Annotated in this window: 19 protein-coding genes; 7 read left to right on the plus strand and 12 right to left on the minus strand. The window is 68.8% G+C overall.

The annotated features are described in order from the left end of the window. Window positions 1–3 precede the first annotated feature (3 nt). Complete coding sequence (locus tag NQ151_RS00355) at window positions 4–795, plus strand: PP2C family protein-serine/threonine phosphatase (RefSeq protein ID WP_257510010.1); 792 nt, start codon at window positions 4–6, stop codon at window positions 793–795. A 12-nt stretch (window positions 796–807) separates the two neighbouring features. Here the strand turns inward: NQ151_RS00355 and NQ151_RS00360 are convergent, their stop codons facing one another. Beyond that, the gene (locus NQ151_RS00360) at window positions 808–1,212 is read right to left on the minus strand and encodes a rhodanese-like domain-containing protein (protein WP_257510009.1); all 405 of its coding nucleotides are present in this window, start codon (window positions 1,210–1,212) and stop codon (window positions 808–810) included. Window positions 1,213–1,316: 104 nt separating this feature from the next. Here NQ151_RS00360 and NQ151_RS00365 point away from each other — a divergent pair, with 104 nt between their 5' ends. Further along, window positions 1,317–1,961 (plus strand): HEAT repeat domain-containing protein, encoded by a 645-nt coding sequence (locus tag NQ151_RS00365; protein ID WP_257526669.1) that lies wholly within the window; start codon window positions 1,317–1,319, stop codon window positions 1,959–1,961. Window positions 1,962–2,035: 74 nt separating this feature from the next. Here the strand turns inward: NQ151_RS00365 and qcrB are convergent, their stop codons facing one another. Genes qcrB through ctaE form a run of 4 tightly spaced genes read right to left on the minus strand, consistent with a single transcriptional unit; the run spans window position 2,036 to window position 6,408 of the window. Beyond that, window positions 2,036–3,859, minus strand: a complete 1,824-nt coding sequence (gene qcrB, locus NQ151_RS00370) for a cytochrome bc1 complex cytochrome b subunit (protein WP_257510006.1) — start codon at window positions 3,857–3,859, stop codon at window positions 2,036–2,038. Further along, window positions 3,856–4,935 carry a cytochrome bc1 complex Rieske iron-sulfur subunit gene (gene qcrA, locus NQ151_RS00375; RefSeq protein WP_257510005.1) on the minus strand — a complete coding sequence of 360 codons (1,080 nt, stop codon included), beginning with the start codon at window positions 4,933–4,935 and terminating at the stop codon, window positions 3,856–3,858. Before qcrA ends, qcrB begins: the two co-directional genes overlap by 4 nt. Window positions 4,936–4,976: 41 nt before the next feature. Continuing rightward, window positions 4,977–5,777, minus strand: coding sequence for a cytochrome bc1 complex diheme cytochrome c subunit (gene qcrC / locus NQ151_RS00380; protein WP_257510004.1), 801 nt, complete (start codon window positions 5,775–5,777; stop codon window positions 4,977–4,979). Window positions 5,778–5,796: 19 nt separating this feature from the next. Further along, window positions 5,797–6,408, minus strand: a complete 612-nt coding sequence (gene ctaE / locus NQ151_RS00385) for an aa3-type cytochrome oxidase subunit III (protein WP_257510120.1) — start codon at window positions 6,406–6,408, stop codon at window positions 5,797–5,799. 162 nt (window positions 6,409–6,570) lie between these two features. Between ctaE and trpD the strand changes: the two genes are divergently transcribed. The 3 genes from trpD (at window position 6,571) to NQ151_RS00400 (ending at window position 9,301) form a co-directional block, all read left to right on the plus strand. Continuing rightward, a complete protein-coding gene (trpD, locus tag NQ151_RS00390) occupies window positions 6,571–7,644 on the plus strand; it encodes an anthranilate phosphoribosyltransferase (RefSeq protein WP_257510003.1) in 1,074 nt (357 codons plus the stop codon). 114 nt (window positions 7,645–7,758) lie between these two features. Further along, window positions 7,759–8,253, plus strand: coding sequence for an aromatic ring-opening dioxygenase LigA (locus NQ151_RS00395; RefSeq protein ID WP_257510002.1), 495 nt, complete (start codon window positions 7,759–7,761; stop codon window positions 8,251–8,253). 49 nt (window positions 8,254–8,302) lie between these two features. Further along, window positions 8,303–9,301 (plus strand): PHP domain-containing protein, encoded by a 999-nt coding sequence (locus NQ151_RS00400; RefSeq protein ID WP_257526670.1) that lies wholly within the window; start codon window positions 8,303–8,305, stop codon window positions 9,299–9,301. Between the two features lie 21 nt (window positions 9,302–9,322). Here NQ151_RS00400 and NQ151_RS00405 read toward each other — a convergent pair whose 3' ends face one another. Both NQ151_RS00405 and NQ151_RS00410 read right to left on the minus strand, forming a co-directional pair. Continuing rightward, on the minus strand, window positions 9,323–10,015 hold the full coding sequence (locus NQ151_RS00405; RefSeq protein ID WP_257526671.1) for an SGNH/GDSL hydrolase family protein: 693 nt from the start codon (window positions 10,013–10,015) through the stop codon (window positions 9,323–9,325). A gap of 62 nt (window positions 10,016–10,077) precedes the next feature. Then, window positions 10,078–10,989, minus strand: coding sequence for a 5'-3' exonuclease (locus NQ151_RS00410; RefSeq protein WP_257527798.1), 912 nt, complete (start codon window positions 10,987–10,989; stop codon window positions 10,078–10,080). Window positions 10,990–11,059: 70 nt separating this feature from the next. Here NQ151_RS00410 and NQ151_RS00415 point away from each other — a divergent pair, with 70 nt between their 5' ends. After that, complete coding sequence (locus NQ151_RS00415; protein WP_257509999.1) at window positions 11,060–11,296, plus strand: hypothetical protein; 237 nt, start codon at window positions 11,060–11,062, stop codon at window positions 11,294–11,296. Window positions 11,297–11,319: 23 nt separating this feature from the next. Here NQ151_RS00415 and NQ151_RS00420 read toward each other — a convergent pair whose 3' ends face one another. The 3 genes from NQ151_RS00420 to NQ151_RS00430 all read right to left on the minus strand — a co-directional run bounded on the left by NQ151_RS00420 (window position 11,320) and on the right by NQ151_RS00430 (window position 13,451). Further along, window positions 11,320–12,054, minus strand: coding sequence for a hypothetical protein (locus NQ151_RS00420; RefSeq protein WP_257526672.1), 735 nt, complete (start codon window positions 12,052–12,054; stop codon window positions 11,320–11,322). A gap of 35 nt (window positions 12,055–12,089) precedes the next feature. Beyond that, window positions 12,090–12,638 (minus strand): hypothetical protein, encoded by a 549-nt coding sequence (locus NQ151_RS00425; RefSeq protein ID WP_257526673.1) that lies wholly within the window; start codon window positions 12,636–12,638, stop codon window positions 12,090–12,092. A gap of 129 nt (window positions 12,639–12,767) precedes the next feature. Further along, window positions 12,768–13,451 (minus strand): Pr6Pr family membrane protein, encoded by a 684-nt coding sequence (locus tag NQ151_RS00430; protein ID WP_257526674.1) that lies wholly within the window; start codon window positions 13,449–13,451, stop codon window positions 12,768–12,770. A 300-nt stretch (window positions 13,452–13,751) separates the two neighbouring features. Between NQ151_RS00430 and NQ151_RS00435 the strand changes: the two genes are divergently transcribed. Continuing rightward, window positions 13,752–14,126: a YchJ family protein gene (locus NQ151_RS00435; RefSeq protein WP_257526675.1), complete on the plus strand. Its 375-nt coding sequence runs from the start codon at window positions 13,752–13,754 to the stop codon at window positions 14,124–14,126. 1 nt (window position 14,127) lies between these two features. On the opposite strand, the gene NQ151_RS00440 is transcribed toward NQ151_RS00435, so the two are convergent. Both NQ151_RS00440 and NQ151_RS00445 read right to left on the minus strand, forming a co-directional pair. After that, window positions 14,128–15,153, minus strand: a complete 1,026-nt coding sequence (locus tag NQ151_RS00440; RefSeq protein WP_257526676.1) for an FUSC family protein — start codon at window positions 15,151–15,153, stop codon at window positions 14,128–14,130. A 65-nt stretch (window positions 15,154–15,218) separates the two neighbouring features. Next, a complete protein-coding gene (locus tag NQ151_RS00445; RefSeq protein ID WP_257526677.1) occupies window positions 15,219–16,133 on the minus strand; it encodes a VOC family protein in 915 nt (304 codons plus the stop codon). Window positions 16,134–16,202: the final 69 nt, after the last annotated feature.

Consider the following 16,202-nt stretch of genomic DNA (forward strand, 5'->3'; position numbering starts at 1 on the left):
GCCATGACGGCTCGACTGAGAGCCGCCGCCGTTTCCCACGTCGGCGAGTTCCGCACCATCAATCAGGATGCCGCGTTCGCCGCGCCCTGGGCAGCCGCCGTCGCCGACGGCGTCGGAGGCGGCCCGGCCGGCGACCTGGCGTCGTCCGCGCTCCTGCACCGGCTCGTGTCCGGCCGCCCGGTGATGCGCGACGCGGAGCAGTTGGCCGCCCGCATCCGCTGGGCCAATTGGGACATCGGCGCACACGCCCGCCGCGACCCCACCCTTGCGGGCATGGCGACGACTTTCACCGGGCTGTGGTTCGGGCACGACGGGGCGCTGCTGCTGGCACACACCGGCGATTCGCGCGCGTACCTGCTGCGTGACGGGGCGCTGAGCCTGCAGACCCGCGACGACTCGTTGGTGCAGGCGCTCGTTGACCAGGGGTTGCTGAGCCCCGAGGAGGCCGCAGTCCACCCCCGTCGCAACATCATCACCGCGTCGCTGAGTGGCGATGAGGAGGATGTCGTCTCCGTCGCCGAGCTGCAGCCGATGCCGGGGGACCGGTGGCTGCTGTGCAGCGATGGCGTGAGCGACTACGTCCCGCGCGACGAGCTCGAGCGTCTGCTCGCCCTCGCCCCGTCGCCCGAGCGCGCGGCGGACTGGGTGGTGCGCGTGGCGCTTGACGCCGGCACCCGGGACAACGCTACGGCGGTCGTGTGCGATGTCGTCGCAGGGCCCGCGCAGTTCGACGAGGCTCCGGTGTTCGCCGGCGCCGCGGCGCAGCGCTTCTTCGAGGGCCTCGACACCGCCTGAACCCCCGCCGGCTCAGTGCACGCGCATCACCAGCGGGTCGAAGGTGCGGGGGAGCGGTCCATACTCGTTCTCGATCGGCTGGCCCTCCCGCGCCCAGTACTCGTAACCGCCGATCATCTCCCGCACCTCATACCCGGCGGCGGCGAACGCCAGCGCGCCCTTGGCGCCGGCGTTGCATCCGGGACTCCAGCAGTAGACCACGACCGGCACCGCCGGATCCAGCTCCTGGCGAGCGCGCCGGGCGATCTGTCGGTGCGGCAGGTGCACGGCACCCGGAATGCGGCCCTGCTCCCACGCCTCGGCGCTACGCACGTCGACGAGGACGAACGCGTCGCCTGCCTGCTGGGCTGCGTACACGTCGGACGGGTCCGTCTCGTGACGCAGTTTTGCGGCGAAGAAGGTCTGGGCGTCAGTCATATCCTCACGCTAGGGACGGATGCCGCAGCCGCACGAGCCGGCGGCGGACAAGCGCCGTCGTAATCCTGCCGAAGCGTTCCGCTTGACCTTGACACTGTGACAGGGTGTCGAATGGCTGCGGAGCATCCGAGCGCCAGCGGCTGGCCCTGTCGCTCGTGCACGTCGAGGAGCGCGACGCCGCGGTGCTGGTGGATGCGATGGTCCGTGAACGGGATGCCAACGCGGCCGGTGCGCTGCAGTGGGCCCTTGCCCGAGCGCACGCGGCGGCGGTGCCGCTGCTCGCCGCTGCCCTGACGTCGCCCGTGCCGGATCATCGACGTCGTGCGCGTGAAGCCCTGGAGAAGATCGACTCGCCCGCGGCTCGCGCCGTCCTGGTGGGCCAGTCCGAGCACGCGGACCCGCGCGTACGGTCACGTGCTCAGTTCGCGCGAGCTCGCGGTGGGGACACGGGTGCGATCGACGCTCTCGTGGCCCACGTCGTCGTGGGTGAGCACGACATCGAGGCCGGCGACCTGCTCGCGATGCTCGCGGGCGAGGAGAGCACTGCGCGCACGATCGCGGGCGTGTTGCGCGATGCTGCCACGACGGCCACGGCGCCCGATCGACGACGCATCGCCGCGACGCTCGCGGCCCTCCCAGGGTCGGAGGCGGCAGGGATCCTGTCGACGCTGGCGGCGGATCCCGACCGCGGCGTGGCGCTCACGGCCGCTGCGGTGCTCACCGCGCGAGACAGCCCCACGCGGCGGTAGCCCCCGCAGGAACCCCCGCCGCAACGAGGAACGGCCCCGGCGATGATCGCCGGGGCCGTTCCTCGTTGCCGGACTCAGGAGTCCGTGGAGTTCTTCTTCTCGTCGCCCTCGTCGGGGATGATCACGTTCGAGGGGCGGTTGGCCGTCTCACTGTTGTGACCGTCGTCGATCGGGTGCAGGGGAGCGTTGGGGACACCGGCGCGCTCGTGGGCGCCCTGGATCTCTGCGGCCTCTTCCTGGGCCATCTCGTCCAGCGAGTGGTGCTGGTGCGCCACGGCCGCGTCGAGCTCGCTCTGCGTCAGCGGAGTGAGGCGGTCCTCGAAGAACCAGCGCGACAGGCTCGCGCGCAGGTTCTCGTGCCACGGGATGCGTCCCTTGGCGTTGGGCCGCACGACCAGCGGTGCGTCGGTCTCGGTGCTGACCAGCTTGACGCGCTCGTACTCGTCGACGGGCTGGTGAACCTCGATGTACTCGCCGCCGGGCAGGCGCACGATGCGACCTGACTCGTAGCCGTGCAGCACGATCTCGCGATCCTTCTTCTGCAGCGCGAGACAGATGCGCTTGGTGACGAAGTACGCGATGACCGGGCCGACGATCAGCAGCGCCTGCAGGGCGTGGATGACGCCTTCCATGGTGAGGAAGAAGTGTGTGGCGATGATGTCCGAGGATGCCGCAGCCCACAGCACCGCGTAGAACGTGACGCCGGCCGCGCCGATGGCGGTGCGGGTGGCGGCGTTGCGGGGGCGCTGGGCGATGTGGTGCTCGCGCTTGTCGCCGGTGATCCACGCCTCGATGAAGGGGTAGATCGCGACGAGCACGATGAACAGTCCCAGCACGCCCAGGGGCAGCAGGATGTTCCACGACCAGGTGTGGTTGAGGAAGACCGACTCCAGGTGCGGTGGCACCAGGCGCAGCGCACCATCGGCGAAGCCGATGTACCAGTCAGGCTGCGTACCTGCCGACACCGGCGACGGGTCGTACGGGCCGTAGTTCCAGATCGGGTTGATCGTGAACAGTGCCGCGATGAAGACGATCACGCCGAACGTGATGAAGAAGAACCCGCCCATCTTCGACATGTACACCGGCATCATCGGGTAACCGACGACGTTGCTGTTCGTGCGGCCGGGGCCGGCGAACTGCGTGTGCTTGTTGATGACCATCAGCATGAGGTGCACGACCAGCAACGCCACGAGGATCGCGGGGAGGAGCAGGATGTGCAGTGTGTAGAGCCGTCCCACGATGTCGGTGCCCGGGAACTCGCCGCCGAAGAGGAGGAACGAGATCCAGGTTCCGACCAGCGGGATGCCCTTGACCATGCCGTCGATGATGCGCAGGCCGTTGCCCGAGAGCAGGTCGTCGGGAAGCGAGTACCCGGTGAAGCCCTCGCCCAGCGCCAGGATGAACAGCACGAAGCCGATGACCCAGTTCAGCTCGCGGGGCTTGCGGAACGCGCCGGTGAAGAACACGCGCAGCATGTGCACGCCGATGCCCGCGATGAACACGAGCGCGGCCCAGTGGTGGATCTGGCGCACCAGCAGGCCACCGCGGACGTCGAAGGAGATCCGCAGCGTGGATTCCAGCGCCGCAGACATCTCGATGCCGCGCATCGGGGCGAACGCACCGTAATAGTGCGTCTCGGTCATCGACGCCTGGAAGAAGAACGTCAGGAACGTGCCGGACAGCAGCACGACGACGAAGCTCCACAGCGCAATCTCACCCAGCATGAACGACCAGTGGTCGGGGAAGATCTTGCGGCCCAGCTCTTTGACGAACCCGGAGAGGCTGGTGCGCTCATCGATGTAGTTCGCGGCGCCGGCGACGAACTTGCCGCCGAGCGGCTTCTCGTTCGACGACTTCGGCTCCTCGGCCGTTGCCTCGGTGACAGTTGCGGTGCTCAATGGCGCTCCCAGAAGCTCGGGCCGACCGGCTCGGTGAAGTCGCTGCGGGCGACGAGGTAACCCTCGTCGTCGACGGTGATGGGCAGCTGAGGCAGCGGGCGGGCTGCCGGACCGAAGATGACCGCCGCGCCGTCCGACACGTCGAACTGCGACTGGTGGCAGGGGCACAGCAGGTGGTGGGTCTGCTGCTCGTACAGGGCGACGGGGCAGCCGACGTGCGTGCAGACCTTGGAGTAGGCCACGATGCCGTCGTATGACCAGTCGGCCCGATCGGCCGATTCCTTGAGCTGCTCGGGGAGCAGCCGCACGGCAAGCACGATGGCCTTGGCCTTCTCTTCGAGGTAACCGTCGTGGTGGCTGAGCTCGGCAAGCGACGCGGGGATGACGTGCACAGCGGAGCCGAGGGTCATGTCGGCGGCACGGAGCGGCAGACCGCTGGGGTCGTGCGCGAGACGCTCGCCTTCCTTCCACATGGTGTGGCTGAGCAGGTACACCGGATCGCCGGCGTGCGGGTGCTCGGGAGTGTTCTCCGGGGCCAGACCGCGGAACAGCGTGATGCCGGGGATCACCGACGCCGCGAGGGCGGCGAAGAGCGAGTTGCGGATCATGGTGCGACGGCCGAACCCGGACTCCTCGTTGGCTTCGCGGAAGCCCTGCACCGCGGCTGCACGGGTGGCATCGCGGCCACGGGTGGCGTGACGAGGCTCGGTGAACTCCTTGTCGGACATGATCGCCTTGGACCAGTGGATCGCACCCAGTCCGATCGCCAGCAGTGCCAGCCCGATGCCGAGACCGATGAAGAGGTTGTTGTGGCGGATGTCGATGATCCGACCGCTCTCGATCGGGAAGATCATGTAGGCGGCGACCGCCCAGATGCTACCCGCGAGGGAGAGGTAGAACAGCGTGTAGACCGTACGCTCGGCGCGCTTCATCGCCGCCGGATCCTTGTCCGTCATGCGCGCGCGATGCGGGGGCAGACCCGGGTTGTGCACGGGGTCGGATACCGCGACTGCGAGCCCCGGGGAAGGCTTCCAAGAAGCCCTCTCGTGCTCGAGCGCGTCGTCCTCGTGTGTCATGGTGCTCCTCGTACGTTCCGTAATGCTGTGTCAGTGATCGATCAGTTCGACTTCGCCGTGATCCACACGGTGAGGGCGATGAGACTGCCGATACCGAAGATCCAGATGAAGAGGCCCTCGGAGACAGGGCCGAGCGAACCGAGCGAGAATCCGCCGGCCGACTCGTTCTCCTGCATGTAGATGAGCGCAGAGATGATGTCGCGCTTCTCTTCGGTGGTGAGGGTCAAGTCGTTGAAGACGGGCATGTTCTGCGGGCCGGTGACCATGGCGGCGTACATGTGCAGAGCGCTGGTGCCGGTCAGCGCGGGCGCGTACTTGCCCTCGGTGAGGGCACCGCCGGCGGCTGCCACGTTGTGGCACATCGCGCAGTTGATGCGGAACAGCTCGGCGCCGTTGGACACGTCGCCTTCGCCGTCGAGGACGTGCGCGTCCGGGTAGGTGGGACCGGGGGAGACCGACTGCGTGTAGGCGGCGATCGCGTCGATCTGCTCCTGGGTGAACTGCACCGGCTTCTGCGGAGCCTGCGGCCCCTGCATCTGCAGCGGCATGCGGCCGGTGGCCACCTGGAACTCGACCGAGAGTTCGCCGACGCCGTACAGCGACGGCCCGTTGTCGGTGCCCTGCAGGTCCAGGCCGTGGCAGGTGGCGCAGTTGGCCTGGAACAGCTTCTTGCCGTCTTCGACGGTGAGGGCGGAGGCGACGGTCTGCGGCTCGGAAGCGGCGACGGCCGCGGACGCGCCGGCGTAGACGCCGCCGGTGACCAGCAGGCCGATACCGATGAGGGCCGCCGCAGCCCAGGGGCTGCGGCGTCCGTTCGAGCGGCGAGGAGTGTGTCGTGCCATGTCGGGTTTCAGCTCGCTCTCAGCTCACGAAGGGCAGCAGGTAGATGACGGCGAACAGCACGATCCAGACCACGTCGACGAAGTGCCAGTAGTAGGACACGACGATCGCGGTGGTCATTTCCTTGCGTCCGAAGTTCTTGACGGCGTACGCACGCCCGATGACCATCAGGAAGGCGATGAGCCCGCCGGTCACGTGCAGGGCGTGGAAGCCGGTGGTGATGTAGAAGGCCGAGGCGTAGGAATCCTCGCTGATCGGCAGCCCCTCGGCGACGAGCGTTGCGTACTCCCAGACCTGCCCGGAGACGAACACGGCGCCCATGACGAAGGTGAGGAAGAGCCACTCGACCATGCCCCACTGGCGGAAGTTCCAGATGCTGCCGGTGCGGTACGGGCGGAATTTCTCCGCCGCGAAGACACCCGCCTGGCACGTGACGGATGACAGGATCAGGATCAGGGTGTTGATCGCCGCGAACGGGACGTTCAGGACCTCGGACCGCTCGGCGAACAACTCGGGCGAGGTGCTGCGGAGGGTGAAGAAGATCGCGAAGAGGCCGGCGAAGAACATGACCTCGCTGCCGAGCCAGACGATGGTGCCGACAGCGACCGGGTCGGGTCGCTTGACCGACCGCATGGCCTGGGGATAGGTCGTTGGAGTGCTCGTCACACATTCATTATGGCTGAAAGTGGGCTGTGATTTTCGCATCAGGCGACCGGTGATCACTGGCATCCGACTTAGGGGACCCTAACAATCTGGTGGGAATCTGCTGATCGGCCCGGGATAGGATCGACGCTCATGGCGGAGCTCTACTCATGGCCCGAAATCCTCACCACTCTCCTGGATGCGCGTGATCTCAGCGTGTCGGAGTCGACGTGGGCGATGCGGCAGGTGATGACCGGTGCGGCGACCCCGTCGCAGCTGGCCGGATTCCTCGTGGCGCTGCGCGCCAAGGGCGAGACGATCGATGAGATCGTCGGGTTCCGCGATGCGATCCTGGAAGCAGCGGTGCCGTTGCCGGTTCCCGCCCACGTGCTCGACATCGTGGGCACCGGGGGTGACCGGTTCGGCACCGTCAACGTGTCGACGATGTCGGCCATCGTCGCCGCGGCATCCGGGGTGCCGGTGGTCAAACACGGAAATAAAGCAGCCAGCTCCAAGTCGGGATCATCCGACGTGCTCAAGGCACTCGGCGTGGACCTCGCGCTGTCACCGCAGGCCGTGGCCGAGACGCTCGCGCGCACCGGCATCACCTTCGCGTTCGCGTCGGCGTTCCACCCCGGGTTCCGTCACGCCGGGGCGACGCGCGCCGAATTGGGCGTGCCGACGGTGTTCAACTTCCTGGGACCGCTGTGCAATCCGGCTCGCGCCGAGGCCAACGCCGTCGGCGTCGCGCACCTGGATCGCGTGCCACTGATCACCGGCGTGTTCCGCACCCGCGGCGCGACCGCACTGGTGTTCCGCGGTGACGACGGGCTGGACGAATTGACCACCACGGGGCACAGCCGGTTGTGGGAGATCAGCCTCGGCGATGTGCACGAACACGACCTGGATCCGCGTGACCTCGGCATTGCGCTGGCCGACATCGACGATCTGCTCGGCGGTGAACCCGCTCACAACGCCGCTGTCGTGCGGCGCGTCCTCGACGGTGAAGCCGGTGCGGTGCGCGACATCGTGCTGCTGAACACGGCCGCCGGCATCGTGGCGTACCGGTTGTCGCAGGATCCCGGTCAGGCGCAGCGGCCGATCCTGGAGCGACTTGCCGAAGCGAAGGATGCCGCGGCGGTGGCGATCGACACCGGAGCGGCTGCGGCGACGCTGACCGCATGGGTGACGACCACCCAGCAACTCGGCGGCGAAACAGTCATCTGACCTATTCACGTAGGCGAATTTTCACGTTATTGATTATTCACGGCGGGCGCCATGGCCGGCGGGCAAGCGCCCCGCTAGCTTTAAACCAAAGTCCAACCCAAGGAGCGACGCCACATGTCGGAAGCACCGGCCAACACGGCTGACACCATTGAATCCCCCTCACGCAAGGTGGGCCTCATCAAGGCCGCCGGCATCATCGGCATCCTGGGCGGTGTAGTCCTGATCATCGTCGGCATCGTCGTGTGGATCATGGTGTCCTCCCAGCTTCGCGCCGAGAACATCACGGTCCCCGATGACGCCATGGCGTTCCAGGGCCAGACCGTTTCCGGTCCGTTCACGGCCTTCGTCCAGGCCGACATCATCCAGCAGCACGCGTTGCACTCCTCGGAGGGCAAGACCTACGCCGAGCTGGAGCAGGACGACCCGGTGCGCGCCACGATGATGAACGCGTCGTTCCTTCGGGCCTCGCTGTTCACCTCGGTCGTGTCCTTCGGCGTCGCGGTCTTCGCGATGGGCGTCGGAGTCCTTTCGATCGTCTTCGGCTGGGCGATTCATCGCCTCGCCTCTATCCCGGTCGTCGTGAAGCGGTCCACCGTCACCACCTCCTGATCAAACGGGCCCGCACCCTTCCGGTGCGGGCCCGTTTTTTCTTCATGCCATGAATCCCTTCGACGCCCTCAGCGAGATAGCGACTCTGCTGGAGCGCGAGCGCGCCTCGCGCTACCGCTCCAAGGCTTTCCGCGCCGCGGCCACGGCCATCGAAGGACTCAGCGAGACGCAGCTGCGGGACACCGCGGCGCTACGCCGTCGCAAGGGGATCGGCGACTCCACGTTCGCCGTGATCCAAGAGACCCTCGCCGGTGAGGTGCCCGCCTACCTCGCCCAGTTGCGCGAAAGCGCCGGGGTCGCCCCGGTCGGCTCCTCACTGCGAGCGCAGTTGCGCGGTGATCTGCATAGCCACTCGGACTGGTCCGACGGATACACCCCGATTGAGCTCATGGTCGATGCGGCGCGGGCGCTCGGCCACGAATACCTCGCCCTCACCGACCACTCCCCGCGGCTGCGCGTTGCTCGCGGACTGTCGCCGGAACGGCTGCGCGAACAGCTCACGCTGGTCCCGGGCTTCACCGGAGACGGCTTCACCCTCCTCAGCGGCATCGAAGTTGACATCCTCGACGACGGGGGACTGGACCAGCAGGAGGATCTCCTGGCGGAACTCGACATCGTCGTGGCATCCGTCCACTCCAAACTCCGCATGGAGCCCCGGCCGATGACGCGGCGGCTGGTCACCGCCGTCTCGAACCGGCACGTGGACGTGCTCGGCCACGTGACCGGCCGGCTCGTGGAGGGCTCCCGCGGCACGCGTCCGCCGTCGCAGTTCGACCCCGCCGCCGTGTTCGCCGCCTGCGCCGCACACGGTGTCGCGGTGGAGATCAACTCCCGGCCGGAACGGCAGGATCCGCCCGATGAGCTCATCGCGATCGCGCTGGACGCCGGATGCCTGTTCGCGATCGACTCCGACGCGCATGCGCCGGGGCAGCTGTCACTGCTGGACCACGGCGCTGCCCGTGCCGAGCGGGCCGGCGTGCCTGCCGAGCGGATCGTGACGACCTGGCCGCTGAAGCAGCTGCGGGAGTGGACCGCGCGCCGCACGTGAGCGTCCCGGTGGCATCCGTCCCTACTGCGCCGCTGCGTCGATCGCTGCGATCAGGCGTGCGGCGTACTCCGCGTGTCCCGCATTGCTGGGGTGATCGGTGTCGGGGTCGATGAAGGTCTGCACGTTGTCGGCGCCCACCCACTCGCCCTGCATCGGGGAGATGTAGAACGCGCCGGCGGTGCGGGCGACCTCGGCGAGGTGCTGGTCGATCGTGGACAGTGACTGTGCGGCGGGGAGGGCTGCCGTGGCGGGACCGACCATGAGGATGGGGACGCCGGGGTAGCGGTGTTCGATCGCGGCGATCGTGGCGCCGGCGTTGTCCTGGAGGTTCATCCAGCCGGCCAGCTTGTCGTTCACGCCGCCCTGCACGATCACCAGTGCCGGGGGGTGAGGTGGGAGGTCGTCGACCCGCTCGATGTAGGGCTCGCCCGCCTTGAGCACGGCGTCGTACCCGGTGCCCGGCTGCGCGTTGAGCGTGGTGTCCCAGCCGTAGTGGGCGTCGACGAGGTCGACCCATCCGGCACCCGGGTCGGCGCTGACACCCGCGGCCCAGGAGTCGCCGATGATGTAGACCGGTTCGGACGGTGCGGCCACCGGCAGTCCCGCGCTGGGTGTCGGCGTGGGCATGGGGGCGGCAGAGGACGGCGAGGAGCAGCCGGTCGCCGTGACGGCGAGAACGATCCCCAGCGCAACCGCGGCGAGGCTGCGAATCACCGAACAAGCCTACGTGGCCGGTGGCTCGGAGCCGGCTGGGCGGATGCCGCGGCGCTGCCCGGTCAGGCGCGCGCAGCGAGGGCGTCGACCGCCCGCGCCATGGAGGTGCCGAGCCCCCAGCGTTCGGCGAATTCCGCCGCGGCGGTGCGTTCGACGTCGTTCAGTGCGCGCAGGCGCGAAGCCGGCGGGTCGATGTCGAGGTCGGTGACCACCGCCACCACGGTCGGTGCCACGGCGAGGTAATCGCTGGCCGCGAGGATCTTGGCGCGCACGGAGGCGGAGATCCCGTCACCGGATTCGGCGGCGGCCAGGATGCCGGCCAGGTCGCCGTGGGCGGCGAGGAGCGTGGCTGCGGTCTTCTCGCCGATGCCCGCGACGCCAGGCAGGCCGTCGGAAGCATCGCCGCGCATGGTCGCGAAGTCGGCGTACTGCGAGGGAAGCACGCCGTACTTCTTGACGACGGTCGCTTCGGTGACGACGTCGAGGTTGCTCATGCCGCGTGCGGTGTAGATCACACGCACGTCGCGCGCGTCATCCACGAGCTGGAACAGGTCGCGGTCTCCGGTGACGATGTCCACCGGCATCCGTGCTCGGGTCGCCAGCGTGCCGATGACGTCGTCCGCCTCGTGATCGGCGCGCCCGACGATCGTGAGGTCGAGCAGGCCGAGCGCTTCGCGGATGATCGGGATCTGAGCCTCGAGCGGGTCGGGCACGACCTCGACGTCCGAGCCGCCTGGCACGACCTCGGCGACGCGGTGCGTCTTGTAGGTGGGGATGAGGTCGACCCGCCACTGCGGCCGCCAGTCGTCGTCCCAGCAGGCCACCAGGTCGGTCGGCTCGTACGTCGTGACGAGCTTGGCGATCATGTCCAGCAGCCCGCGCACGGCGTTGACCGGAGCGCCGTCGGGGGAGCGCACCGTATCGGGGACGCCGTAGAAGGCGCGGAAGTACAGGGACGCGGTGTCGAGGAGCATGAGGCGGTCTGGACGTGAGGACACCTCGACAGGGTACTGTCCGCCCCATCGGTGCCGATACAGTGACGGAATGTTCGAGATGACGACCACCAGCTTCCGGGTCGCGCTCGGCACGACGATCGTCTTCGTGCTGGCCGCAGCCTCCGGTGCAACGATCCTGGTCACTCACGTCGTCAAGGGGGACAGCGGCTTCGGGATCCTCACGGGGGCAGCGACCCTCCTCGCCTTCGGAGTCCTCGCGGTCAGGTCATGGCGGAACGCGCTGCGGCTGCGGCGCGAAGGGCTGAGCCAGGGCGCGCAGGGCTGACGCTGCCGGTTCCTGCTCCGCCGTCAGCAGCCCGGGCCGGTCGGATCCTCCAGGCACGTGCGGTCGACCAGTGCCGTGTGCACCTCGACTACCCGCATGCCGTAGCCCTCGGTGGTCGCCTCCACGAAGCCGGGCACGTCGCGCCGCGCTCCGGTGTCGAACTCGACCCAGGCGGAGTAGCGCACCGTCACCGAGGCGCGGTAGGTGCCGCGGGCCGCGTATGCGTGGCTCGTAGGCGTGGCCGTGAACTGCGCCTGGCCGAGCGAGGGCCAGGGTGCGCCGCCGGTGGGTGACGTGCGGCTGCTGCCGTCGCCGTAGCGGAAGACGTAAGAGGCCGCGGTGAAGTGCACCACGACGGCGTAACCGAACAGTTCACCCGCGATGTGCTGCTCGGTGGCTGCGGCGACGAAGTTCGCCGGCATCCCGACCACTGCCACGCCGTCCGGCTCGCCCGTGAACGAGGGACGGGCGGGCGTGAACGACGCGATGTCGGCCAGCGTGACCTCGGGGATGGTCCAGACCTGGTAGTTGCCGCGGCATCCGACGACCGGGTTGCACTGCTCGTCCGGCGCCGGGCCTGCGTCGGATTGCGGTTCACGGTCGGAGCCCCGGTCGTTTCCGCCGCCACCGCCGTTGTTTCCGCCCGGTGCCGTGTAGTCTGCGCCGATCTCGACGGAGGAACCGATGTTTTCTACCGTGCAGTGGTCGAGCCACGCCCCGCCAGCGCACGCCGAACCGGGGAGCACACCCGCGGCCATCGCTAATTGCGCCGTGAACACAACAGCCGCGGCTACTAGCCCTCCGCGCATGGCGGATCTCCTTCCCTGCCGCTGATCTTCGAGATCGCTAGGCCAGTCGCTGTGGAGCGTGAGCTGTCTAGCAATATCGACATCGACTGAATCCCGGGTCGCCCAGGGGAAACCTGCGAGTTGCCACGGGTGTCCACGATGTCCACGTCGCTAACGTCCTGGCACACCAGAAGCTCGACACTGCTCGGGAGTTCAACGCGGCCCAACTCGACGACGGGAGCTTGTGTTAGCCCCGATACTTCCCAGCCTTCTGCGTGCATCTGCGACAACGTCTCTCGCTCATTCGCGTTCGCTTCGCCGCTGGTCCAGGCGAAGACGGGCTCGAACGTGTCCGGGTCGCTGAGGTCCACCTGATTGAGTGCGTCGACGTAGGAGCGATACGTCTCCTCGGCGGCGGCGAATGCCTCTTCCTCGGTCGCGAACCCCGCGGGAGTGGGGCTCGGCGCCGGCTCGGGCACGCAACCGGTGGTGCTGGCGGCAAGCAGGAGCAGGAGGGCCGCAGTGACGGCCCCGACCGCTCGCCGTGACATCATGCGCACACGCTACCGCTCGGTCCTTGCGCGGCATCCGGTTATCCACAACGCACGCGGCCCGGCGCACAATTCAGGAAGAACACCGCCGGCACGGGCTTGGGCCCGGGCAAACAGGCCGTTCCTCCTGAGTTATGCGCCCGGTGCGGTCCGCGCCCGACGCCGCCGGTCGCTCAGCGCCGCGACGGCGCGGTCGAGTCCGATGACGATCGCGGCCACGACGGCGATGACCGCGACGACCTGCAGCAGGCCGAGCAGGGCGCCGCCGATGCCGAGATAGTCGATGTTGAGGAAGGGATACGGGAACCGGTCGGCGATGGTGGGGAACGCGATGGCACGAGCCAGCGTGATGACGCCGTACAGGAACGGGTACAGCAGCCACACCAGGCCGTCGCGCCAGCGCACCGCGCGCCGCGGGCCGAACGCCAGCCAATCAACGAGCACCATCCCAGGCACGACGTAGTGCAGGATGAACAGCGACCGGTTGGCCAGCGCCTCGGCGGGATCGGTGACGAAGAGGCCGGGAAGCGGGCTCGCGCCGTAGTTGAGCAGCACGTGCGACACCAGTGCGGTGGTCAGGATCCACGCGGTCATCGCCCCGCGCAGTCGCGGGGCCGGAGCATCCGAGGTGCCCCGGCGGAGCATCCAGTACAGCGCTCCGGCGAAGTAGGCGAAGACGATCACGTTGCTCTGCGTGGTGAAGAAGACCAAGCGGTGGTTGCCGCTGGACAGCCCCACCAGGCACACCACGATGATCGCGACGCGCCACCAGAACTGGGGCGTGCCGGCGACGCGGGCACCAGGCGCTGCGGTCATCAGGGCTCCTCTCGCGCGGCCCCTGAACGCTAGATCGGCAAACGGGCAGTGTCAAAGCCACGTCCGGGTCGAAGGCCTCGCTGCCCGCCGCGCGCCCGGCATCCGTCGCCCGTGCTGCGGGGATCTGCCGGAATGCGGATCGGATGCCGGTACGGCACCGCATTCGGGCAGATCCCCTCGTTCCGGCAACGCGGTGCACAGCCTGGCGAAGAATGAATACTCACTCGAGACCGTGAATACTCACTCGGCACCGCGAATACTCACTCGCGGGCGAACGCGGGGTGCGAGACTGGCGGAACCATGCCCGACGACGCCTGCCCCTGCGGATTGCCCGCCGCGCTCGCCGACTGCTGCGGTCGCTACCTCGCCGGCGACCCCGCTCCCACCGCCGAGGCGCTCATGCGATCGCGGTACACCGCGTTCGCGATCGGCGACGCGCGGTATCTCGAGCAGACGTGGCACCCGGGCACCCGTCCCGAGCACCTCGACCTCGACCCGGGAATGCGCTGGCAGGGCCTGGAGATCGTCGCCGCCGACGAAGGCGACAAGCGCGCGTACGTCGAGTTCCGCGCCCGCTTCGCCGAGGGGAGCACGCGCGGCGTGCTGCACGAGCGCAGTCGCTTCGTGCGGCAGAGCGGGCGGTGGTGGTACCTCGACGGTGTGATCGACCCGTGAGTCAGAGCGGCTCGGTGATGCCTTCGTGCACGCGTCGCAGGTCGACGAGGATCGAGCCGATCAGCACCCAGTTCAGCGACGAAGGCGAATGGATCTCCAGCGGCCGCGTCAGCGCCGGCTCATCGTGGACGACGACCTCGCCGACGCTGGCGGTGGTCAGCAACCGTAGGTCGTGGGCAGCGCGGCGCAGTTGCTCCGCGATCGCGGGCGCCGACGGCTCATCGACGAGTTCGTCCGTCCCGTAGTCGCGCACCGCCCGGGTCATTCCGATCACCTGGGTGACGATTCCGTCGAACCGCTCGAGCAGCCGCTCCAGCTCATCGATCTGCGGCCGGAACTTCGGCGCGCGCGGGTTCAGCTCGAGCGAGTCGGTGGAAGCGGCAAGGGCGGATGCCGCGGCGTCGCGCATCGGGCGCAGCAGGCGTGCCGTGAGCAGCAGTTCCTCCAGCTCTCCGGCGGTGCGGTGCTCCACGAACGCACCGGCGAGCCGGTCGAGGGTGGCGGCGGTCTCCCGCCCCAGCGCGTCGACCCGCTCCCGCGCCGGAGCGACGTGCACCGGCGGGGCCAGCAGCACGCTGACGGCCAGTCCCAGCGCCGCTCCGATGATCGTCTCGATGATGCGGGCGCCGGCGTATCCGGGGGTGCTGACGCCGAGGGCGAGTACCAGCAGGGCACTGATGACGACCTGGTTGCTCACGCCGGTGGTCATGCGCAGGGCCCACGCGACCACCAGCGACACGACGATCGCGGTCAGCACCACCCACGTCGCCGCGCCGAACAGCAATCCCAGCGCCGACGCGATCGCGACACCGGCGATGACGCCGACGCTGCGCTCGATCGCCTTCAGCACCGATTGGTTCAGGCTCGGCTGCACGACCAGCAGCGCCGCAATGGCGGCGAACACCGGCGGCGGCCCCGGCAGCAGCCACCCGGCGACGAGCCAGGCGAGCATCGTGGCCAGCGCCGACTTCGCGACCTGCAGCAGGGGCAGGCGGCGGTCGGCGCGGACGGCGGCGGTGAGGGCCATATGTTCCACGCTACGGCGCAGGACGCGGCAGCGTCAGCGGGTCGGCCGGGGAAACACGCGGCCGGTCAGCGGGACAGCAACTCGTCGGGGGAGAGGTCCGGCAGTGCGACGGTCACCTGTGTGCCCCAGGGATCGGTGAGGCGTACCGACCGCCCGTCGCTGTCGTAACTGAGGCCGCGCTCGCGCAGCCGTGCGATGAGCGCGTCGAGATCCTCGCGATCGGGCACGGTGATAGACACGTCGCCGAGTCCGAGCGCCGCGGCGCGGGGGCCGGCGCCCCGGCTGTTCCAGGAGTTCATCGCGACGTGGTGGTGGTAGCCGCCGGCCGACGCGAAGATCGCGCCGGGGTAGCCGGTGAGGGTCGCTTCGAAACCGAGAGCGTCGACGTAGAACGCCTGCGCGGTGGCGACGTCGCCGACCTGCAGGTGGACGTGCCCGACTGTGCCGGCGCGGGCGGGCGCCGTGTCGATGGCATCCTGAGTGAGGTGGCGGCGCAGGTACTCGTTGGGGTCGAGTGCGAGCGAGTCCATCTGCACCTGGCCGTCGACATGCACCCACAGGTCGCGGTCACGGTCGGTGTACAGCTCGACGCCGTTGCCCTCGGGGTCGGTGAAGTAGAAGGCCTCGCTCACGAGGTGGTCCGCGGAGCCGGTGAAGCGGCTGCGCGGGTCCTGCGCCGCGCGGAAGACCGTCGCCGCCAGGCCCTCGGCATCGTCGAAGAGGAACGCGGTGTGGAACAGTCCCGCCTGACGCCGATCGGCGGCGGGAAGACCCGGGGTGTGCACGAGCCGGACGAGCGGGGTCTCGCCGAGGCCGAGCACGCGGTGCACCTCGCGCCCACGGGTGCGCTCCTGAATCGGCGCCATCGCGAACGCGTTCGCGTAGTAGCCGCTCATCGACTCGAGGTCCGAGACGCGCAGCGTCACGGCGCCCATCGAGGTGGCGGCGTTGAGGTGGCGTTCCTCTGTGTGCGTGGTCATCAAGGCTCCTGCGGTCGACGCGATCCCCAGGTGCAACGCCGGGTCGCGCGGTCTATTCCTGTGAATGCA

The organism is Microbacterium sp. zg-YB36, assembly GCF_024623575.2.
In the GTDB taxonomy this organism is placed as follows: domain Bacteria; phylum Actinomycetota; class Actinomycetes; order Actinomycetales; family Microbacteriaceae; genus Microbacterium.